The sequence below is a fragment of the Methanovulcanius yangii genome, from assembly GCF_018687785.1.
In the GTDB taxonomy this organism is placed as follows: Archaea; Halobacteriota; Methanomicrobia; order Methanomicrobiales; family Methanomicrobiaceae; genus Methanovulcanius; species Methanovulcanius yangii.
The window spans coordinates 353097-372948 of the sequence record NZ_LTBL01000001.1 but is presented as its reverse complement, the minus strand read 5'-3'; the positions used below and the strand labels follow the sequence as shown (position 1 = coordinate 372948).

The following is a 19852-nucleotide window of genomic DNA, read 5'->3' as shown; positions in this document are numbered from 1 at the left end:
ATTACTCCATATACAACATCCGTATTAGATTTCGGGCGACCTCATCCGTTATTCCCATGTCCAGAATGGTAAACCGCTCCGGACGAATTTCGCGGGCCATGACAAGTGCCTTTGCCGCGGTCTCATCATCGATCCCTATCTCCGCCGGGGTCGTCGGGGCTCCAATCGTCTGAAGGGAGGTGCGGATTTCCCTCCAATCGCCGCCATGAAGATACATCGTAACGATTGAGCCGATCCCGCATTGTTCTCCATGGAGACCAACCCCCGGTGCAAGCTGATCCAACGCATGACTGAATTTATGTTCTCCCCCGGAAGCAGGACGCGAAGACCCGGCGATACTCATGGCCACACCTGACGACACCAGGGCCTTGACGACCGTCCAGGCACTCTCTTCCGTATTGAGCCGTATTACCCCGGCATTCTTCACAGTAATTTCTGCGGTCATACGGGCCAGAGCCATTGCATATTCAGAGACCGGTTCTCCCCTCAGCCGGTGCGACAACTCCCAGTCCAGAATCGCAGTGTAATTCGATATTACATCGGCGCACCCGGAGGCCAGCAGACGGCGTGGTGCGGCGGCGATGATTTTCGTATCTGCGATCAGTGCCGTGGGGGGATGTGCCTGAAGGGAGACACTCCCGCCTTTACTCGGCACCGACGCACGTGATGAGGCAATGCCATCATGGGATGCCGCAGTAGGAACACTGAGAAATACCCGGTCCAGATTAAATGAGACGATCTTTGCAGTATCGATGACCTTGCCTCCCCCCACTCCAACAATAAAACCTGCGTTTGCTGCTGCTTTTTGGGCTTTTGCAATGGTTTCCGGATTGATCGCATCAACTAAAAAATAATCAGTATCAAACTGGCTTTCAAGAAGAGCAAGGACGCGATCACCAGCCACCTTCATCGTTGTCCCTCCCCCGCTGATAACAAATGCCTGCCCTGACAATCCAAGATCTTCGCAGACCTTCGGAATTTGTTCTATAACATCATGCCCGATTATGACGTCACGTGGAAGCTGCATCCACTTTGACTTATCCAAAACCGGAGTTTTGAGTAATTTTATACCGTCTGCACTCATTTATTATCACTAAATGATCTGGGATTTTATATACAAATATTACGTTGGTCCTACGCTCAATGGGGACCCGTATACAATAGTCGATACCCTGACGTATGCAATCATCCTTATCATTGCTGTTTATCTCGTCTACAGGTGGCTGAAAAAAACTGGTATTCAGATAGATCATGATTTTATTCTTTCAACAATACCGTTTGTCGTCCTTGGAGGAATTCTGCGTGTTGTGGAGGATACCGGCATCATTCCCAGACCATGGAATGTGCTTCTGGTAACGCCGCTGATATTTTTCGTGGTTTTTTTCTATACCGTTGCGGTCCTTGTACTCGCACGTAACTGCGAAAAGCACGGCCTTATCAAATCCTATACGAGAGGATATTTTTGGGGAGGGGTTGCCGCCTGTGTAACCGTGGCGCTTCTTCTAATTTCATACGGCCTCACCTACTCACAGGTTTCCCTGACAGTCCTTTTCACCATTCTGGGAATGTCAATTGTGAGTTTCGGCGCACTCTGGGGCCTCGTGCGATATGTCTTTGGCTGGGAATATGTCAATGACGCCCTCTACAAACTCCTTATCTATGGGCATATGCTGGATGCAAGTGCCACCAGCTACGGCATCGATCTACATGAAATGAAATATGTGGAAGTACATGTGGTAGGCTCCCATCTCATCGAATGGACCGGGACGGCTTTTTCCATGTATGCATTAAAATTTGCCGTCCTCATTCCGGCGATCTACATCCTGGAGGCTTATCGCAAGGAGGGCGGCAGTGATTCGCTCTGGCATCTCATCCTTCTTGCAATGATCGTAGTGGGAATGGCACCAGGTATACGCGACATGGTGCGGATGGTGTTATATGTATGACAGAAGAGAATTCAGGGCAATCCTCCTGTCCCTTGCAGTATTTCTCATTGCTGCCATAGCAGGATGGTTAGCGGTAGCAAATGATCCAGTCATCGGACAGGAACTGATGAACCTCATCAATGAAGAAATATTTTTGCAGTTGATGAGCGAGAACCCGGCCATAGTATCACTGAATATTTTTATCAACAACCTTCAGGCATCGGTCATCCTGTTTCTGGGCGGGGTATCATTTGGCCTGATTACCATTCTTATCCTCACCCTCAATGGATTCATCATTGGCATCGTTGCTGAGATGATCCGTCAGGAACAGGGGGCGTTATTCTTTCTTGCAGGAGTCCTCCCCCATGGCATTTTTGAGATCCCTGCATTCATTCTGGCTGGATCATATGGCATTCTCCTCGGCAGGGAGTTGTGGAGGGAACTGGGTGGCGACGGCGATGCAATTGCCACCGCCTCAATATACGGGAAAAAATTCCTTCGTCTTGTTCTCCCGCTTCTTGCAGTTGCAGCGTGCATAGAGGGGTTTATTACGCCCGAAATCCTAAATTTACTCATATAAGGAGTCTGGCAAATGCACGAAGAGAGCGGCGCACTTCCTCAAAAATGCGATTTCAGCGCATGGTATAACGACATACTCTGGCAGGCGGAGATCATGGATGTCCGGTACCCTGTCAAAGGCCTCTATGTATGGTACCCCCACGGATTCGCAATTCGAAAACGGACATATGGCATCCTGAGAGAACTGCTTGACAGGGACCATGAAGAGACGCTGTTCCCGCTCCTCATCCCCGAACACGAGTTCATGAAGGAGGCAGAGCACATCAAAGGGTTTGAAGAAGAGGTGTACTGGGTGACACACGGTGGCCTTACCGAACTCGATGTAAAACTGGCACTGCGACCGACCAGCGAGACCGCCATCTACCCAATGTACAGTCTCTGGGTGAGATCTCATGCAGATCTTCCCATCAAGCTGTACCAGATAGTCAACACCTTCAGGTACGAGACAAAACATACCCGGCCCCTCATCAGACTCCGTGAGATTACATCATTCAAAGAAGCACATACTGTCCACACCACCTGGAAAGAGGCAGAAAAACAGGTAGAAGAAGCAGTAGCCCTTTATAGTGAATTTTATGCCCGCCTCGGGGTTCCAATCATCATCTCCCGCCGTCCCGAATGGGACAAATTTCCCGGCGCGGACTATACCATCGCAACTGACGCCATCATGCCCGACGGAAAAACTCTCCAGGTCGGAACCGTACATCATCTCGGTGATAATTTTTCAAGAACGTTTGACATGAAATATGAGGATCCGGAAGGAGTCCAGCAGTTGGCTCATCAGACCTGTTACGGCATATCCGAACGATGCATAGCCGCTCTCATCAGCATCCACGGCGATGATCGGGGGCTCATTCTCCCCCCCGAGATTGCCCCCATGCAGATAGTGATCGTTCCAATCATCAAGAAGGGAAGAGAAAACGATGTTCAGAAAGCGGCCGATGACCTCGAAGCTACCCTTCGAGGGGCCGGATACAGGGTCACCATAGATACCAGAAATATTCGCCCTGGAGCAAAATACTACTATTGGGAGATGCGGGGAGTACCGCTGCGTCTGGAGATTGGACCGCGTGATATCGATAGCGGGGTCGTCATGGCGGCAACACGCTTCGGAGAAAAAATTCAGGTCTCCCGGGTAACAATCCTTGAAGAAATCGGTAATCTTCTGGAATCCTTTAGAGAGGAAATGAGACAACGTGCTGAAACCCGTGCCGGAGAACAAATCAAACAGGTCTCAACGATGGGGGAGGCAAAAGAGGCGGCAGAAAAAGGAGTGGCTGTCCTCCACTGGTGTGGAGATGAGGCCTGTGCTGATATGATAGAGAAGGAAACAGGCGTTGGAATTCTCGGGGACGACGTGAGAAGCTCTTATATCGGGGATAAAACGGGGCCCTGCATCGTATGCGGGAAAGAAGCACGTCCGGCAATAATAGCCAGGACCTATTAAATTTCTTTTCTTCCATTGTAACAAAAATATTCATTATTATTGACTGATGGACGGGGACAACCATAGGACCACATTCCCTTTCCGGGAGGGGCTCGTGCATATCCAAAGAACCTCACGTGTGTCCCTTTCAAAGATTTCCGATATACCTCAGGTCATCAATCAGATATCCCGAGTGAAGCACGACATCTGAATTTTCAACCGTACCGGCCCTTCAATGTTTGTGATTCGAGAAAATATATCAGAAAATAATTATCTGGGTAGGAACAATTCTCTCATTCTGTGGCACAGAATTCATAATCATGCGCAAATACCACATAATCCCGGAAAAATACCCGCGATACCGGCTCAGAGATAGAAGTTCATTTCTCTCGCCGATAAAATATTTATGAAATGTGATTCGGGGGACGAGACGGGAATGGCGACTCGCCCCCGTTCTTTGTACGAAACAGGACGAATAACACATACACCAAACTAGATAATATAGTTATCCCAATAAATGAAAAATTATAATTAATACTGCCTCCGCAGTACGACAATCATATAAATAATTAATCTAGTCAAATAGGGCGACCGAATACCATCCCATTTTGCAGTTTATTCAGTGAATCGTCGATACGACGAATCGAAAAAAAAGTCAGGTGCGGGAATCCCTTCTATTCCTGCACCACGGGAGGATGGTAAACCCTTGCTGCGAGATCCTTATCAAGCATGTAGAGAAGTCCCTTTCCTGTTTCCCCACTTACCAGCTTCAGTTGATCAACAATGGATTTCGCATTCTCTTCCTCTTCAACCTGCTCATTAATAAACCACTGGAGCATGCTTGCTGAGGCATGATCCTTCTCCTCGATTGCAATATTCATCAGATTTTCAATTCTGGCCGTGACGGTTTTTTCATGAGATAACTGAAATTCATACGCTGCAAGGGGTGATTCCCATTCAGAAGGTGGAGCATCTATTGACTGAAATATCACTCGCCCCCCGCGGGAAAGAACATAGGTATAAAATTTCATGGCATGATCGCGCTCTTCCATTGCCTGGATACGCTCCCAGTTTGCAAAGCCCTTCAGGCCAATGGACTCAAACCATGAAGACATCGATAGGTAAAGATAGGCCGAATATAATTCCCATTTTATCTGCTCATTAATCGCATCCATTACTCTGTCGTTCATATCACATCACCAACATCGGTTGAACAGCAGGTAGTTACAGGATATAATATAAAAACATTGAGGGGAATTCAGATGAGCAAAGAAGCTAACTCCGCTCCCGCATGATTTTATCAACACTTCTGGCCTTCTCGACATCACTTTTTTGTGGAACCCGGAATCTGGATTCATAGGTCGGGATGTTTTTCCGATAGATAGTCCCCAGCGCAATGGGACCGTCGCTATCATAGTCCCACTCCCGTGCAATCATGCAGGCAGCAGCAAAATCCTCTGGATTATGCCCATCGGGGACGTAAACCCGCTCGTTGTACATATCAGTCATGTCGAGGAAACTCGCACAAATCTGCAGGGTATCCACGACGGAAAAGCCCCTGTGAACGATGGCGTCATGGATTAATCCCGTCAGTTCTTCCTGTCTTCGCGTATATCCCCGTGCAATAAATCCGCATCCCGAACAGAGTAAGATCTCAACAGGATTGAATGGCGGATCATCGGATATCCCCCGGGGTGTCGATTTCCCGTGGTACTTCCCGGGCGATGTAGGCGTGTACTGCCCTTTGGTCAGGCCATAGACACGGTTATTGTGGACGATGACGGTGATGTCGATATTGCGCTTTGCCGCAAATATCAGATGTGCAAGCCCCTCGGCATAGGTGTCCCCATCACCGACAGAACAGATCACAGTCAGATCAGGATTTGCAAGCTTGATCCCGGTGGCAACTGCGATCGCTCTGCCATGGAGCGAATAAAATGTCGAGATATTGAGGTAATCCGCAATTTTACCATGACACCCGATTCCGGCAACCAATACTATCGATTCCCGAGGAGTTCCGTCTTTGATAAGACCAAAAATCACGTCCTTTATCGCGTGCTGAAGGGCGAAATTTCCACATCCAAGACACCACGTGTTCTGGGCATCGGTAATAAATGAAGGATTCATGCTACTACCCCCCAGAGAAGTTCTACTAGTCCGTCGATAGAATGCGGCCTCCCGTCATATTTCGGGATGTGCAGATCCACGCGGATCCCATGATGCCGCGCGAGATCAGCAAGCTGCCCGGCATAATTGTCCTCGACCGAGATCACCATCCAGGAATCACCAACCGCATCCGATACCTCCCCTGCCGGGAACGGCCACATAACAAGGGGCTGCACAGCTTTTATTCCAAGCCTTCCCGCCACCTCACGGCATAACGGGGCATTCGAGCCCCAACAGAGGAGGCAGATTTCAGCATCAGGATTTCCGTAGATGATCACCGGACGCAAATCCGAAACTTCCTGGCGCATGGCGGGAAGTTTACGCATCTGCTTATCGATGCACCCGGCTATGCCTTCCGGAGTGTCGGTCGAGATACCGTCGGGACGATGGGTCTTGCTGTTCACCTTTATTGTTACTGACCCATCTCCGGGGATGGCATAGGGGGATATGCCATCCTCAGAATCTGAATATCGGCGGTACTCCTCGACCGGCCCTATCCGGGTAATCGCCTGTGCGGGGATCAGCTCCGGCAGGGTTGATGGCTCAACTGTGTATGTGCCTTCCGCAAGCGTCTTGTCGGTCAGGATGAGAGAGGGCACCTGGTATTTCCATGAAAGCCTAAGGGCATGTCCCGCACACTCGTAAGCCTGACCCGCATCTCCCGGTGCGAATATGAACCGGGGAAATTCTCCGTTTCCAGCATAAATGGCATAGTTGAGATCCTCCTGTGCGGTATATGTAGGTGTTCCGGTCGATGGTCCGATACGCTGGGCAAGGACAACCGTGACAGGAAGTTCAGCCATCGCCGCCATAGAAAGGCCTTCGACCATGAGATTGAAACCTCCCCCGGCCGTACCGGTAGCAGCCCTGAAGCCACCATATACCATTCCTGCAACCATATTCATTGCCGCAATTTCTGATTCTGGATGAATGACCGTCACTCCAGCCTCTTCGGCAATTTCAGCCATATAATGAAGAATGCCCGTTGCCGGGCTCATCGGGTATGCCACATAACCATCAAGCCCCGCGGCCACCATACCAAGCGCGATAGCTTCGTTCCCGGTCAGGAGAATCTTATCCCCCCCCTTCTGCGCCAGATGAAGAAATTCGGGACGCATTTCAACCGGGACTGCGCCATATCCTCTCCTGGCAATTCGGAGATTCTTCTCGACCTCGTGCGGCAGTTCCAATCGGAGAACCTCTTCCACAAAATTCCACTCAAGTCCGATAGATTTACAAAATGCACCAATCAGACAGGTATTCGCCATTACGGGAGAGCCCTCTTCCTCCGTGATTATCGAGAGGAGGGGAATGGCTGTACCCTCAGCATCATGGACCAGGTCCGAATTGTACAGGATCACGGCATCATTGCGTACGAACGTTTTGTGACGCCTGAGTGTTGTTGAATCAAGGGCAAGGAGCACATCTATTCCCTCCCTGCACCCACCGACAGGATGATCAGCAACCCGGACAACCGCATAGTTGTGGCCCCCCCGTATCAGCGAGGGATAGTCATAATACATGTAGCTGAAAAAGCCAAGGCGGGTAAAGATCTTTGCAATCACCTGGCCTGCACGATTAACTCCATCCCCCGCCTTTCCACCAATAAGTATCGAATAATCTGCCATTATCCCAATCCATCGAGAATATCATTCCCATTTAATATAATGTATCTCCTGACATTTCAGCAGAAAAAAAAGATGATGAAGATTATGCCACAACCGGAGAGGCTTCTTCGTCAAATGGATTGGTCCTCAGCGCAAGTGAGAACATGTACGGATAGTTATCCTTGAGATATTGCATGTAGTAGATCCATTCACGAACCAGTTCTCTGTACACCCTGACAATGTCCCCTTCAAGGTGACGACAGTCGGACGCAGGGAGACAGGTAAAATCATCACGCCTCCATAGTTCTTCATTCAGGTGGAAAACCGCGCTGAGAAGTTCGGTAAAGGACTGATGCTCAAGAAGAACGGGATTTTCCAACAGCCTGAGCATGAAGTCACGTTTTTCCATAAGGTAGCCATGCAATTCCACAAGGTCGATATTCTCAGTATTGACCTCGTACTCCCTCTGCTCAATAATCCTGCAGATGGCAGAAAATTGTTCCCGGTCCCAGTCCTCGCGTATCAGAAGAGCTCTTCGAAGATCGTCCGCCTTTGGGTCATTATCCGAGAGAACAACAAGGAGATGATTCCCTATCTCAGAAAAAAATGTCCCGATGACCATATTGAGTTTCTGTAGTTTTTCCCGCCTTGACCGGATGGTCAACAGGCTGTTGAGAACGACTGTTACAAGAAGGACATTAATCGGCAGAAATCCCATCGAATTGAAGAGATAGTTGACCGTGTCCTGAGGATTGTGGAAAACCGCAAATTTTATGGAATAAATGCTGACAGATGCAAAAACCAGAAAAATCGCAAGTTTATATTCCCATCGGATATTCGTAGTATCACGCTCCGGGCCAGATATCGAACTGGTACCCCAAGTATAGTATCCGATACTGATAAATAGAAAATTTTCGTATGATAGAACATGAAACAGGGAAATTTTGCGATTATTCTCCTCCTCATTGCCGCAATTGTCCTGGTAGCTGGATGCACAGATAGTTCTGCCCCCGGAACTCCGTCGCCGACACCTCTACCGGTAACAAACCAACCTACAGCAACGTCGCCGACATCACCGAATCTTGTTCCCAATCCAACGGATGTTGTGCCAACAACCATTTCGGTCACCGTAGCGGCTGTAAAAGATCCGATAACGGGGGACATTGTCGTCACCTTTAACGGTGGAAAAGGGATGGATCAGGTAAATGTCCTTAAAACAACAGTTATCGCATCAAATGGAAAGGTGACCGAAAAGTCGCTTGAACCACGGATCAATTCAGAAGCAACCTTTACCGTAGCTGCCGGAGAAGCGACAACAGGGACTGATCGCGTCACAGCCAAGGTCTGGTATAACGATGGAAGCAGCTACACCATCTATGACAACGTTCTGTCACGGAACCGTACAACCTGACCCGCACATCCGATCAACCCACATTATTTTTTGACCTTCCACCTCAGAACAACGCCCTGATCCATTGGCGCCGATTCTATGAGTTCAAGGGCTGGAAATTCCGATTCCTTGAGGAACCCGGGACCGTCCACCGGAGTAGGTGCATCCGAACCGCCGATAATTACGTTTCCTATACAGGTGATTATTTCATCAACCAGTCCTTCTTCAAAAAGGCCCCAGATGAGCGTTCCGCCGCCTTCAACCATCAGTCTGCGGATTCCCCGTTCCCCAAGGCGGTTCAGCAAGGTCGTTAGATGAACCCTGTCATCATTCCCGCATACGATGACATCCGCATATTTTTGCAGTTCCGCCTGCCGTCCGGGATCCATTCTCCCTGAAACAGCAATGATTCTCTGTCCCGGCCCCTTGTGAAGAATTTCCGCATCAAGAGGAATCCTTCCCAAACTATCGATGACAATACGAACCGGATTCTCCTCCTTTCCTTCTTGACGACGGGCCGCCTTTCTTTCCTCGGACTTAACTGTCAGGGAGGGATTATCCGCAAATATTGTTCCGATGCCAACCATAATCGCATCGCTATCTGCCTTTATCTGATCAACCCGAAGAAAATCATCTTCACCAGAAATCCGGACCTGACGTCGTTCACGCGTTGAAAGCTTTCCATCAGCACTCATTGCTAGATTGACGAAAACGAATGGACGCATGCAGTACTGTATGCAGTAAAACTAATTAGTGATTTGTTGTGCACTTTCAACATCCAAATCGCCAATCAAAAACCATGGAACTCAGGAGAATTTTTAAAAAAAACTCTACAAATTTAAATAAATCCAATATTCTGAAGGATACACAATAGATTAGAGAATCTCGCTTATTAAAATTAATAAGCAAAATTAAAATACCAACCAAATTTCATAGTATTTTGTACATAGAGGGCCGCTTATGGAATATGGGGGAAACAGACAACGCAAATTCTTATTCACTGATGAAAATACATTTCTCAGAACATGGGTTACCGGGGCCTTTGTCGTCCTCGCACTGTTGATGACCATTGAAGGGTTTGTTCTCTCCCCCTCCGATATCCACCGATCCCTCATCTACGTCTTCCCCCAGCTCTTTATCATCCCCATTATTCTTATCGCACTGTGGTTTCCGGAAAGAAGTTTTCCTGCAACCCTCGCCCTCATCATCACTTATCTTTCCGTCACCGGCTGGTTCTTTGTTCATGGCTTCCCAATTGATCCGATCATCATCCTGTTGTCTTCTGCCCTTTTTCTGTGGGTAGTGATCGCGGCCACATCGCTCAAATCCGAAACCTCAACAGCCGCCACAATTGCAAATGCGATGGAAAACCTCAATATCGCCCATTTAACCTGGGATAAAACTTCACAGCGCATCATCGGTTTCAATGGAAAAATTGCATCAATCACCGGATTTTCACCAACCCAGCTAACATCTCTGACGGCAACCGACATCCTCGGCACCATGCAGGAAGGAAAAGACCTGATACAGGAAATTCAGGGGGATGACATAGCAATCCATACACGGATTCGTTTTCAGGACCATAATGGAAAGGTCCGCACTGTCCTTGTTTCATGCAACCCAACCGGCGGTACGATCGAATGTTCCATTATCGAAATCTCTGATGACATGGGGGGGCATGCAGCAAGGACTTTGGACCTGACATCGGAACTGAGGCAGATTCTTGATTCATCCCTGAATGCTCTGATCATTCTGTCCGCCGACAGCACCATAAACAGCTTTCACTGGTCACGTCTTATAAGCGCAGGAATATCTCCACAAACCTTCATTGGAAAAAAACTTCATGAAATATTCAGTTCAGAAGATGAATGCATCTCATGCATGAAGAGTATCCATGCCGATAAGCAGCCATCGTCCTTTGCTGCAGATGTGAAGCTTGATGATAGCGTTGTCCCCATTTACGCCACACTGACGCCAATGCTTGAAGAGGACGAGGTAACGGCAATCATCGGGATTATGCACGAACCATCTCTTGCTCAAACCAAACCGGAATTTCAGACCTCGACCGAAGACGAGACACGGCGCTGGAAGAATTTCATCAATGTTGCCGCACACGAACTCCGCACCCCTCTTCAACCCATTGTCGGTTATCTCAATATGATAATCGACGATGAGAAGGTTTCAACGACACTTGACAGCGACACCCTCCACATGCTGAAAATTTGTCTAGATAGTGCAGAACGAGAACGTACTCTCGTAGACAGGATGCTCGAGCATGGTGTTCTCGACAGGTATGCCCCTCAACTACGATACTCGGCATTTGAACTGAGAAATCTCGTTCAGGAGATTATCGCCTCCAACTCCTATCATAAATGTGCCAGCATTTCGCTGTTGATACCTGACGATATCCTCCTCTACGCAGACAGGGATCGGGTCTATCAGGTGGTCGAGGGGATCGCCGCAAATGCCATCCAGTATAGCACCGATCCCAGAATCATCACGATTTCACATTCGGAGAGCATATCATCCCACCAGATATGCATAGAGGACAACGGAAAAGGGATGACAGACACTGAAATCCCGCACATATTTGAGCCATTCTTCATCGGCGACACAAACGCATTAAACAGGGAATTTGGGAGAATGGGACTTGGGCTCTCAATCGCCCGCACATATATCGAAATGCATGGAGGAACCATTCTTGTGAAAAGTACATCCGGAAAAGGAAGTAAATTTACCATCGTCCTCCCCAAGATCTCAAAGATTGAGCAGGGCAAACCTAATTCTGCGCGGGAATAAACTTCAGCGAGGCTGAATTCATGCAGTACCTCAGATGTGTCGGAGCGGGCCCGTCATCAAACACATGACCAAGGTGGGCCCCACACCTTCGGCAGCGAACCTCGGTTCGTAACATTCCATACGAATAATCTGGAATCTCCTTAACGTTTTTCACAGAAACAGGGCGCGTAAAACTTGGCCATCCTGTCCCCGAATCAAATTTATCAGAGGAAACGAAGAGATCCGTACCACAACACACACAGGCATACACCCCTTCTTCATCACATTTATAATATTTCCCGGTAAAAGGCGCCTCGGTTCCACCCTTTCGTGCAACTTCGTATTCCTTGACGCCCAGAATATGAAACCATTCCTCATCCGTTTTTTCAATGAGAGGCACACAGTTGACCTTGTTCTGCCTGACATCAAATATTTCAATAAGATCCCCATCAACCGCCATGACAACATCCCGAATGAAGGGTGATAGGAATACCGGAAAATAAATGTTCCTGTCAGATTATTTTTAAAAAAAGATCTTATGCCTCAGGCCGGATTTGAACCGGCGACAACCAGATCTTCAGTCTGGCGCTCTCCCAGTCTGAGCTACTAAGGCTTGGGATACAAGATTGCACCCACAAGGTAATAAATTCTTTGATTTCCTACAGAAAGAATCCTAATTTTGTGCAATAGTCCTGAAACATGCCTTTTATGACGTTATCCGTGAAAAGAATAGAACAATGGGAACACGGGGATCAGGAAGCAGTGAAGGATTTTCTCATCTCATGAAATCGGTTGGGGAACGCAAGGGAAACGTCGTCCATTTAACGCACAATGATCTTGACGCGGCAGGATGCGATGCAATTCACCGAATGCACCATTCAAATGTATTTACCATCTGGTCATCCGTTGGAAAATTTCCCCGTCTTCTCTCTGCTCTGGCCGATGTTGATGGAAGAGGAGACATCCTGAGTATCAGTGATCTGGGATACTTCCCCGGAGCACAGGAAGTTCTCGAAAAGGCACGGTCAAACAACTGGCGAATAGAATGGCGAGATCATCACCGCTGGACACCCGATGAGATCGCATCCGTCGCCGAGCGCAGTGAATATTTGATTGTCGATACGGAAACCTGTGCAACCGGGATTTGTGCCAGGGATCTGATGCCCGGTAACAGCACCGCGGGTGAAATCGCACGTGTTGTCTGCGATTACGATCTCTGGAAACATCTGGACCCGAGATCAGCGCCACTTGGACAGGTCTGCACCATTCATGCCAACCTGAACCCTGTACGGGATCGGCTGGCACGAGGCATTCTCTCTGATGAATGGATACAAGAGAAGTATGCAGAGATAGAAAAAGAGCGGGAGAATGCAATAAAAAAAAGCAAGCGCAGGATGGTAATCCTTGGAAGCAGATTCAGGATAGCTTTTGCACCTCTCTATGGGTATCCGAGTGAGACTGCACATGCAATTCGTGATGAATTTTTTACTGATATCGAAGTGGTGTACGGTAAAAGCGGAAGATTTTCCATTCGATCCAAACCACCCATAAGTCACCTCATCGCACGCGCCTTCAACGGGGGTGGACATCCACCCGCTGCCGGTGGGACATTTTCATTCACATTCATTGACCGTGCATCACTTGCTCTGACGAGAAAAAATCACCATTTCGATGATCTGGTACGGATTGCAGAGGAGATCCCCCTGGGCGATGGGGCGCGCTAATATAATTGGCATGTATCAAAATTTTTTCAGGAACAGGATGACTGTCATATCGCCTCTTATCCGATGACCCCGTTACCGCGTTTTTGACAAATTGACCCATCAGTTGATGGTGGAAAAATATCAGAATATTTCAAAGAATACAAAATTCTTCGACGGATGTCCATGAAAGGCCTAAATTTTCTTTTTTCCCATACCGAGATTCATTTCATAAAACATAAAAGAAGGGCAGACTAAAAATTCATTCTATGAGCCGTAATTGGTTGGGAACATTACTGGTAGCTATGGTCATCATTGCTGTCGGGTTTGCTGGATGTACTTCCAGCACCGGTCAGCCCTCTGAGGGGGCACCCGCTCAGGTTGCGGAGAAGACCGTATATGTCGTTGGCATTGACGGGGAATATCCCCCATACAGTTATATCGACTCCGAAGGGAACCCTCAGGGCTTCGATGTTGACTCCATTAAGTGGATCGCAGAGGAACAGGGTTTTGAAGTGGAGATCCAGCCCATTGCATGGGATGGAATCATTGTCGCTCTTCAGAATGGTAAGATTGACATGGTCTATTCCGGCATGACAATCACAGAGGAGCGCAAGGAAAAGGTCAGTTTCTCCATACCCTACTGGAAGGTCAATCAGTCCGTCGCAGTGCATGAAGATTCCGGTTACACACTCGAGGACTTCAAGAGCGGTACCCTCGTAGTCGGTGGACAGCGTGGAACTACCGGACAATTCTGGGTTGAGGAACATCTTGTCGAAACCGGCCTTATGGAAAAGGAGAGCCTGAAAACCTACGACAACTTCCCGCTTGTAGCAGAGGATCTCAAGAACCAGCGCATCGATGCTGCTATCTACGACAAACCCCCTATGCTGGATGCCATTGAAGGAAAACCCCTGGTCATTGTCGGTGAAATCGACACCGGTGAAGAGTACGGAGTTGCAATCCGCAAAGATGACACCGAACTTCTCGAAACCATCAATGAAGGAATCACCAAACTGATGGCGGATCCGTATTGGGAAGAGTTGAAAGAACAATATGAGATGACAGAGTAGGTATTCGAACAGGGTTAAGAAGTGATTTTCACTTCAAAACTTCTATTTTGTACTAGGATTTAATACTGAGTGAACGCAATGCGAATTCACAAAGGAATACATCACCCATACGGCCAACCATTACCTGAGAGACGGTGATTGACTGATGGATCTCATCACTATCCTCATCGAATGGTTTCCCTACCTGATATCAGGAATATTTGCAACCCTTGGTCTTGTTGCATCTGCCCTCATCATCGGGGTATTGGTCGGACTTCCCATGGCCCTCGGACAGGTGTATGGTAAATTACCGGTCCGTGCAGTTGTTGGAATATATGTATGGTTCTTCCGTGGCCTCCCTGTGCTTGTTTTACTGTTTCTCTTCTATTTCGGTATATTCCCAGGACTGGGTCTTGATCTTCCGGCATTCTTTGTCGGTGCCACTGTACTTGGACTAAGAGGGGCCGCATATCAGTCACAGATTTTTCGCGGGGCAATTCAGTCGATCAGTGAAGGCCAGATGGTTGCAGCACGATCTCTCGGGATGACCCGATTCCAGGGAATCCGCAATATCATACTCCCACAGGCAGTACGGATCGCACTTCCCGGCTGGTCCAATGAATATCCGAACATTCTCACAGATTCGGCCATCTGCTATGCTATTGGTGTTGCAGAACTCCTGACAAGAACATCCCAGATTGTATCGCAGACGTATGTTACGATGCCGATATACCTGGTCTGTGCGGGGATTTTCATCCTGCTCAACTATGCAGGCCTGAAGGTGCTACATACAATAGAGAAGAAGGTGGAAGTCCCGGGATTCGGGACAGGAGCAATGTAATTATGGCAGACGAAGAATACATCCTCAAGGTGGAAAACATCCACAAATCGTTTGGAGAACTCGAAGTCCTCCGTGGCGTCACCTTTGATGTCAAAAAGGGGGAGACCATCTGTTTTATCGGACCTTCCGGAACCGGAAAAAGCACCCTGCTCAGGTGTATAAATCAGCTGAACAAACCCGATGCCGGCCACGTATGGCTGCATGGAGAAGAGGTGACCAACTCCGGCAAGCGAATCAATTATTTCCGGCAGCGGATTGGAATGGTCTTCCAGAACTTCTTCCTCTTCGATCATCTCACTGCCCTGAAAAACGTCGAGATCGCCCTCATCAAAGTCAGGGGAATGGATCCCAAAGAAGCTCGGGAAAAAGCTCTCTATGAACTCCGTCAGGTGGGCATGGAGAAATGGGCAGACCACTATCCGGCAGAACTTTCAGGCGGTCAGGCCCAGCGCGTCTCCATCGCTCGAGCTCTTGCAATGGACCCCGACGTCATCCTCTTTGATGAACCCACGTCGGCATTGGATCCCGAACTGACCCGTGAAGTCCTCGAGGTCATGAAACAGCTTGCAGAACAGGGAATGACGATGCTTGTTGTCACCCACGAGATGGGATTTGCCTGCTCAGTTGCGACACGAATCATGTTTATGGAGCATGGGATCATTCAGGAACAGGGAAGTCCGGACCAGATGATGAGCGACGAAACCTTTGAACGATGCAAGAATTTTATAGGAAAAGTAACCGGTTTCGGGACGGAATGATGGTTCATGGACACAACTGAATTCATATTTCAGATTCTGATGCCCACCCTCCTCGAGGGTCTGGTGATAACCATTGAACTGGTTCTTATCGCGGCCCCCATTGGATTTCTCTTGGGCATTCTCCTCGCAATAGGAAGGGTTTACGGTTCCAGGCCGGTTATCTTTCTCTGTAAAAGCGTGGTTGGATTTATCAAGGGAACCCCCCTGTTGCTTATGCTCTTCATTCTCTATTTTGGCCTTCCTTCCGTAGGGATCACCCTTTCAGCGTTTTCCGCCTCGATCGTTGGATTTGTGATGTGTAATGGTGCATATAGTTCCGAATACATCCGGGGAGCAATTGGATCAGTCAAGGAAGGACAGATGATAGCTGCGCAGGCCCTGGGCATGACGCGCATGCAGGCCGTGCGTTCCATCATCCTCCCCCAGGCTCTGCGACGGGCAATCCCGGGATTGTCCAATGAATTTATCTATCTCATCAAATACTCATCACTGGCATACATGCTCACGGTCATCGAACTTACCGGAGCGGGAAAGCTGGTTGCAACAAAATATTTTACCTACACTGAAACGTTCATGGTCGTCGGCATATTGTATCTGGTGCTCGTTACGATTACAACAGTAGCAGTGATGCTTCTCGAACGCAAACTAGCCGTTCCAGGCATGACCACATCGGGAAGAAGTGCTCTCGACATTCTCTAAAATTAAAAATAGTCAATTTCCACATATGCCTTTTTTTTCAGTTCATTCCAGTAATCCCTTCGGGCTCCCTTTGAATATCCACCGGCAATGAGCTGTTCAACATCGAAAGCATCGAGAGCATTCTCAAAATCCTCGGGACAGGCATCAATGAGTGCTGCCCGCCGTATTTCATACGTATTCACGAGCTCGAGGAGATGAGCCAGCCTCTGTACGGGAACTGCCACCATATCCTGCACCTCAAGAATGGATGACAGAACCCTGGAAGTACTCTCCGGGGAAAAAAAGAAGGACTTTCCCGATATCAGTTCTTCCAGTTCAATGGATGAGAACCGTTCTCCGATAATGATGCACTTCCTGATCCCGTTATCCCGTAATTCCCGCATCAGCTTTTGGTAAAGATGACACAATGCCCCTAAAAAATCATCATAATCCCCATAATATCCATCTTCGATCCCAAGGGATAATGGAGACGGGAGACAGAGACGAACATCCCTGTGCATTTTTCTGGCACTGATCACATCCTGTAGGAGCATTCCATAATCAAGGGCAGGTTCACCACGAAGAAACCCCTCCGACACATTTTGGAGCGCGGAGATAATGCGCACACGATAATACATGCCTCCATAACACGGCATATCCACTTCAGCCTGTTCCACCAAAGAACGTTCAACCTTGTAGGTTCCCAGGTCACAGGGATAATTGCGGCGGGCGGCCACCCATTCAGTAAGATCCGTAATTTCAGGTTCCGGGACTTCGGCACCAAATGACCAGAGCGGAAAAATCTGCCGTTTTTTCATGAATATTATGTATTTATACCATCAATAGCAAAAAACATAGGCATGAGCAATTCACCCCTGCTGGTCACCTGCGGGCTGCCATATACCAATGGGCCGTGCCATATAGGCCATCTTCGCACCTACGTTCCCGCAGATTTTTATGTTCGGTATCTGCGCCATACCGGAAACGAGGTTGTATTCATTTGTGGCTCAGATAATCACGGCACCCCTATCGTTATCAGTGCCGAACAAAATGGTACGACCCCCAGGGAGCTGTCGGAAAAATTCAGCGAACACTTTGACAGCACCTTCCGACGCATGAACGTTCTGTTTGACAGGTTTGGAATGACAGATGACCCTACTAATCACAACAGGACAAAAGAGATCGTACAGTCGTTGATTGATAACGGGTATGTCTATGAAAAGACAATCAGTCAGAGCTACTGTCCGAACTGTGAAATGTTCCTTCCCGACCGATACGTGGAGGGCGTCTGCCCCTATTGTGGGGAACAGGCACGGGGTGACGAATGCGACCAGGGATGTGGCAAACATCTCGAACCCGGGGAAATAAAAAATCCCGTCTGCAAGGTATGTGGGGGGAAGGCGGAACTCAGGGAACAGGAGCATTTTTTCTTCAAACTAGGTGAATTCAGCGATTTCCTGGAATCATTCCTCCCCAATCTTGGCGGAACAACAAATGCCAGAAATTATGCGCTGGGATGGGTTAAAGAGGGACTGCATGACTGGTGTATCACCCGGACTCTGGACTGGGGCGTGAAATTTCCCGGCCACGATGACCTAGTGGTTTATGTCTGGGTGGACGCCCCGATAGGCTACATGTCCTTTACCGAAGAATGGGCACGGATGACCGGAGGGGACTGGGAACAATTCTGGAAGGGAGACCAGCCGATTATCCATTTCATAGGCCAGGACATAATTTACCATCACTGTGTTTTCTGGCCTGCAATCCTGAAAGGAGCAGGATACAAGACTCCGGATGCTGTCGTCGCAAGCGGCATGGTCAAGATCGATGACAAGACATTTTCGAAGACCAGAGGGTACGTCATCTGGACGAACGATGATTATCTCGATCAGGGTCTTCCTGCGGATTATCTGAGATATTACCTGCTCTCCTATACCTCCCATACCAAAGAGCTGAACTTTTCATGGCAGATATTCCAGGATCGTATAAACAATGAACTGGTAGATACACTCGGAAATTTCCTGTACAGGACTCTGCATTTTGCTGCGAATAAACTTGGAGGCATTCCGGCAATGGAACCGGAAACGGAGATATTGTCCGAGATTTCCCGGGTTCTTGAATCAGTTGATTACGAGATGAACCGCTATGAATTTAAGAATGCTATCGATGCGATGATGGGGCTCGCGGGATTCGGAAATTCCTATATCCAGAACAATGCCCCATGGAAACTGATCAAGGAAGACCGTATCGCAGCTGAGCAGGTTATCCGCAACTGCCTCCAGATTGCAAAGGCGGCCACCCTCCTCTTTGATGCCCTTCTGCCCGAAGAGGCGCAAAAATCCTGGGAGATGCTCGGATATACAGACCATGTCAAGGAACATGCAATCGACGACGCGCTCGTTGGATTTGAACACAGCGACCTTCCAAAACCTTCAATAATTTTTGCAAAAATCGAAAATGAAACAAGAGAACAGCTTGAAATAATTATGAATAAAAGAATAGGAGCTGCAAAAATGAAAGAAGAAACACCAAAGAGCGAACAAATTACGATTGATGAATTTGCCCGTGTTGATCTTCGGGTCGGAAAAATCCTTTCTGCGGAAAAGGTTGAGGGATCACGCAATCTTTTAAAATTACAGGTTACCATTGGTGATGAAGAACGGCAGATTGTCAGTGGCATTTCGGACAGATACGAACCGGAAGAGCTCATTGGAACCAATATCATCGTTTGCGTAAACCTCAAACCGGCAAAGATCTTCGGAATTGAAAGCAGGGGCATGCTCCTTGCGGCCGGCGAGGAGGCGTCTCTGCTGGTCCCGAAGAGGGACGTGGAACCAGGTTCCCGAGTCTGCTGATCCCCCACAAGGATTTTTATTTTTTTATCCCTCTCCGTAGAGGGAAGAACAGATATTTTATGCGCTCATTGGCCAAACTCCAACGATTTTTAAAGGC

Annotated in this window: 21 protein-coding genes, 1 tRNA gene and 1 pseudogene; 12 read left to right on the top strand and 11 right to left on the bottom strand. The window is 48.3% G+C overall.

From position 1 onward, the window contains the following. Position 1 precedes the first annotated feature (1 nt). Positions 2-1084 (bottom strand): NAD(P)-dependent glycerol-1-phosphate dehydrogenase, encoded by a 1083-nt coding sequence (locus AZH53_RS01895; protein WP_319641868.1) that lies wholly within the window; start codon positions 1082-1084, stop codon positions 2-4. 13 nt (positions 1085-1097) lie between these two features. Between AZH53_RS01895 and AZH53_RS01890 the strand changes: the two genes are divergently transcribed. Genes AZH53_RS01890 through proS form a run of 3 tightly spaced genes read left to right on the top strand, consistent with a single transcriptional unit; the run spans position 1098 to position 3951 of the window. Beyond that, a complete protein-coding gene (locus AZH53_RS01890; RefSeq protein WP_319641867.1) occupies positions 1098-1946 on the top strand; it encodes a DUF63 family protein in 849 nt (282 codons plus the stop codon). Next, positions 1939-2505: a stage II sporulation protein M gene (locus tag AZH53_RS01885; RefSeq protein ID WP_319641866.1), complete on the top strand. Its 567-nt coding sequence runs from the start codon at positions 1939-1941 to the stop codon at positions 2503-2505. Before AZH53_RS01890 ends, AZH53_RS01885 begins: the two co-directional genes overlap by 8 nt. Positions 2506-2517: 12 nt before the next feature. Beyond that, the gene (gene proS / locus AZH53_RS01880) at positions 2518-3951 is read left to right on the top strand and encodes a proline--tRNA ligase (RefSeq protein ID WP_319641865.1); all 1434 of its coding nucleotides are present in this window, start codon (positions 2518-2520) and stop codon (positions 3949-3951) included. Positions 3952-4604: 653 nt separating this feature from the next. Here the strand turns inward: proS and AZH53_RS01875 are convergent. The 4 genes from AZH53_RS01875 to AZH53_RS01860 all read right to left on the bottom strand — a co-directional run bounded on the left by AZH53_RS01875 (position 4605) and on the right by AZH53_RS01860 (position 8421). Further along, the gene (locus AZH53_RS01875) at positions 4605-5120 is read right to left on the bottom strand and encodes a ferritin (protein WP_319641864.1); all 516 of its coding nucleotides are present in this window, start codon (positions 5118-5120) and stop codon (positions 4605-4607) included. A gap of 85 nt (positions 5121-5205) precedes the next feature. Next, positions 5206-6057: a thiamine pyrophosphate-dependent enzyme gene (locus AZH53_RS01870; RefSeq protein ID WP_319641863.1), complete on the bottom strand. Its 852-nt coding sequence runs from the start codon at positions 6055-6057 to the stop codon at positions 5206-5208. Continuing rightward, positions 6054-7724 carry a 2-oxoacid:acceptor oxidoreductase subunit alpha gene (locus tag AZH53_RS01865; protein ID WP_319641862.1) on the bottom strand — a complete coding sequence of 557 codons (1671 nt, stop codon included), beginning with the start codon at positions 7722-7724 and terminating at the stop codon, positions 6054-6056. Before AZH53_RS01865 ends, AZH53_RS01870 begins: the two co-directional genes overlap by 4 nt. 82 nt (positions 7725-7806) lie before the next feature. After that, positions 7807-8421: a hypothetical protein gene (locus tag AZH53_RS01860; RefSeq protein ID WP_319641861.1), complete on the bottom strand. Its 615-nt coding sequence runs from the start codon at positions 8419-8421 to the stop codon at positions 7807-7809. A gap of 210 nt (positions 8422-8631) precedes the next feature. Here AZH53_RS01860 and AZH53_RS01855 point away from each other — a divergent pair, with 210 nt between their 5' ends. After that, entirely contained in the window at positions 8632-9114 is a 483-nt protein-coding gene (locus tag AZH53_RS01855; RefSeq protein WP_319641860.1) for a hypothetical protein, read from the top strand. Between the two features lie 23 nt (positions 9115-9137). Here the strand turns inward: AZH53_RS01855 and AZH53_RS01850 are convergent, their stop codons facing one another. From AZH53_RS01850 to AZH53_RS01840, 3 genes are all read right to left on the bottom strand, one after another. Then, positions 9138-9818: a 2,5-diamino-6-(ribosylamino)-4(3H)-pyrimidinone 5'-phosphate reductase gene (locus AZH53_RS01850; protein ID WP_319641859.1), complete on the bottom strand. Its 681-nt coding sequence runs from the start codon at positions 9816-9818 to the stop codon at positions 9138-9140. 268 nt (positions 9819-10086) lie between these two features. Next, positions 10087-10338 carry a hypothetical protein gene (locus AZH53_RS01845; RefSeq protein ID WP_319641858.1) on the bottom strand — a complete coding sequence of 84 codons (252 nt, stop codon included), beginning with the start codon at positions 10336-10338 and terminating at the stop codon, positions 10087-10089. Then, on the bottom strand, positions 10335-10586 hold the full coding sequence (locus tag AZH53_RS01840; protein WP_319641857.1) for a hypothetical protein: 252 nt from the start codon (positions 10584-10586) through the stop codon (positions 10335-10337). The genes AZH53_RS01845 and AZH53_RS01840 overlap by 4 nt, the downstream gene beginning before the upstream one ends. Between AZH53_RS01840 and AZH53_RS11400 the strand changes: the two are divergent. Beyond that, positions 10507-10692: pseudogene (locus AZH53_RS11400) on the top strand (hypothetical protein); the annotation flags it as partial. The gene AZH53_RS01840 and the pseudogene AZH53_RS11400 overlap by 80 nt on opposite strands. A 69-nt stretch (positions 10693-10761) precedes the next feature. Further along, positions 10762-11892 (top strand): sensor histidine kinase, encoded by a 1131-nt coding sequence (locus AZH53_RS01835; RefSeq protein ID WP_319641856.1) that lies wholly within the window; start codon positions 10762-10764, stop codon positions 11890-11892. Here AZH53_RS01835 and msrB read toward each other — a convergent pair. Both msrB and AZH53_RS01825 read right to left on the bottom strand, forming a co-directional pair. Continuing rightward, the gene (gene msrB / locus AZH53_RS01830; protein ID WP_319641855.1) at positions 11873-12331 is read right to left on the bottom strand and encodes a peptide-methionine (R)-S-oxide reductase MsrB; all 459 of its coding nucleotides are present in this window, start codon (positions 12329-12331) and stop codon (positions 11873-11875) included. The two genes, AZH53_RS01835 and msrB, sit on opposite strands and share 20 nt — an antisense overlap. A gap of 79 nt (positions 12332-12410) precedes the next feature. Next, positions 12411-12484: transfer RNA gene (locus AZH53_RS01825), tRNA-Phe, on the bottom strand. Between the two features lie 169 nt (positions 12485-12653). Between AZH53_RS01825 and AZH53_RS01820 the strand changes: the two genes are divergently transcribed. From AZH53_RS01820 to AZH53_RS01800, 5 genes are all read left to right on the top strand, one after another. Continuing rightward, positions 12654-13595 carry a phosphoesterase gene (locus tag AZH53_RS01820; protein ID WP_319641854.1) on the top strand — a complete coding sequence of 314 codons (942 nt, stop codon included), beginning with the start codon at positions 12654-12656 and terminating at the stop codon, positions 13593-13595. A gap of 245 nt (positions 13596-13840) precedes the next feature. After that, positions 13841-14644 (top strand): basic amino acid ABC transporter substrate-binding protein, encoded by an 804-nt coding sequence (locus AZH53_RS01815; protein ID WP_319641853.1) that lies wholly within the window; start codon positions 13841-13843, stop codon positions 14642-14644. A 145-nt stretch (positions 14645-14789) separates the two neighbouring features. Then, on the top strand, positions 14790-15464 hold the full coding sequence (locus tag AZH53_RS01810; protein ID WP_319641852.1) for an amino acid ABC transporter permease: 675 nt from the start codon (positions 14790-14792) through the stop codon (positions 15462-15464). Positions 15465-15466: 2 nt separating this feature from the next. Next, positions 15467-16222 carry an amino acid ABC transporter ATP-binding protein gene (locus AZH53_RS01805; protein ID WP_319641851.1) on the top strand — a complete coding sequence of 252 codons (756 nt, stop codon included), beginning with the start codon at positions 15467-15469 and terminating at the stop codon, positions 16220-16222. A 6-nt stretch (positions 16223-16228) separates the two neighbouring features. Continuing rightward, on the top strand, positions 16229-16921 hold the full coding sequence (locus AZH53_RS01800) for an amino acid ABC transporter permease (RefSeq protein WP_319641850.1): 693 nt from the start codon (positions 16229-16231) through the stop codon (positions 16919-16921). A gap of 2 nt (positions 16922-16923) precedes the next feature. On the opposite strand, the gene AZH53_RS01795 is transcribed toward AZH53_RS01800, so the two are convergent. Then, positions 16924-17718: a hypothetical protein gene (locus AZH53_RS01795; RefSeq protein WP_319641849.1), complete on the bottom strand. Its 795-nt coding sequence runs from the start codon at positions 17716-17718 to the stop codon at positions 16924-16926. 42 nt (positions 17719-17760) lie between these two features. On the opposite strand from AZH53_RS01795, the gene metG reads away from it, so the two are divergent. Then, the gene (metG, locus tag AZH53_RS01790) at positions 17761-19755 is read left to right on the top strand and encodes a methionine--tRNA ligase (RefSeq protein ID WP_319641848.1); all 1995 of its coding nucleotides are present in this window, start codon (positions 17761-17763) and stop codon (positions 19753-19755) included. Positions 19756-19852 lie beyond the last annotated feature (97 nt).

What these genes read in the sequence shown, in the direction of transcription:
- AZH53_RS01895 (WP_319641868.1), bottom strand. Translation starts at nt 1,084, where the DNA reads ATGAGTGCAGACGGTATAAAATTACTCAAAACTCCGGTTTTGGATAAG.
- AZH53_RS01890 (WP_319641867.1), top strand. Translation starts at nt 1,098, where the DNA reads ATGATCTGGGATTTTATATACAAATATTACGTTGGTCCTACGCTCAAT.
- AZH53_RS01885 (WP_319641866.1), top strand. Translation starts at nt 1,939, where the DNA reads ATGTATGACAGAAGAGAATTCAGGGCAATCCTCCTGTCCCTTGCAGTA.
- proS (WP_319641865.1), top strand. Translation starts at nt 2,518, where the DNA reads ATGCACGAAGAGAGCGGCGCACTTCCTCAAAAATGCGATTTCAGCGCA.
- AZH53_RS01875 (WP_319641864.1), bottom strand. Translation starts at nt 5,120, where the DNA reads ATGAACGACAGAGTAATGGATGCGATTAATGAGCAGATAAAATGGGAA.
- AZH53_RS01870 (WP_319641863.1), bottom strand. Translation starts at nt 6,057, where the DNA reads ATGAATCCTTCATTTATTACCGATGCCCAGAACACGTGGTGTCTTGGA.
- AZH53_RS01865 (WP_319641862.1), bottom strand. Translation starts at nt 7,724, where the DNA reads ATGGCAGATTATTCGATACTTATTGGTGGAAAGGCGGGGGATGGAGTT.
- AZH53_RS01860 (WP_319641861.1), bottom strand. Translation starts at nt 8,421, where the DNA reads ATGGGATTTCTGCCGATTAATGTCCTTCTTGTAACAGTCGTTCTCAAC.
- AZH53_RS01855 (WP_319641860.1), top strand. Translation starts at nt 8,632, where the DNA reads ATGAAACAGGGAAATTTTGCGATTATTCTCCTCCTCATTGCCGCAATT.
- AZH53_RS01850 (WP_319641859.1), bottom strand. Translation starts at nt 9,818, where the DNA reads ATGCGTCCATTCGTTTTCGTCAATCTAGCAATGAGTGCTGATGGAAAG.
- AZH53_RS01845 (WP_319641858.1), bottom strand. Translation starts at nt 10,338, where the DNA reads ATGAACAAAGAACCAGCCGGTGACGGAAAGATAAGTGATGATGAGGGC.
- AZH53_RS01840 (WP_319641857.1), bottom strand. Translation starts at nt 10,586, where the DNA reads ATGTCGGTTGCCGTCAGAGATGTTAGCTGGGTTGGTGAAAATCCGGTG.
- AZH53_RS01835 (WP_319641856.1), top strand. Translation starts at nt 10,762, where the DNA reads ATGGGGGGGCATGCAGCAAGGACTTTGGACCTGACATCGGAACTGAGG.
- msrB (WP_319641855.1), bottom strand. Translation starts at nt 12,331, where the DNA reads ATGGCGGTTGATGGGGATCTTATTGAAATATTTGATGTCAGGCAGAAC.
- AZH53_RS01820 (WP_319641854.1), top strand. Translation starts at nt 12,654, where the DNA reads ATGAAATCGGTTGGGGAACGCAAGGGAAACGTCGTCCATTTAACGCAC.
- AZH53_RS01815 (WP_319641853.1), top strand. Translation starts at nt 13,841, where the DNA reads ATGAGCCGTAATTGGTTGGGAACATTACTGGTAGCTATGGTCATCATT.
- AZH53_RS01810 (WP_319641852.1), top strand. Translation starts at nt 14,790, where the DNA reads ATGGATCTCATCACTATCCTCATCGAATGGTTTCCCTACCTGATATCA.
- AZH53_RS01805 (WP_319641851.1), top strand. Translation starts at nt 15,467, where the DNA reads ATGGCAGACGAAGAATACATCCTCAAGGTGGAAAACATCCACAAATCG.
- AZH53_RS01800 (WP_319641850.1), top strand. Translation starts at nt 16,229, where the DNA reads ATGGACACAACTGAATTCATATTTCAGATTCTGATGCCCACCCTCCTC.
- AZH53_RS01795 (WP_319641849.1), bottom strand. Translation starts at nt 17,718, where the DNA reads ATGAAAAAACGGCAGATTTTTCCGCTCTGGTCATTTGGTGCCGAAGTC.
- metG (WP_319641848.1), top strand. Translation starts at nt 17,761, where the DNA reads ATGAGCAATTCACCCCTGCTGGTCACCTGCGGGCTGCCATATACCAAT.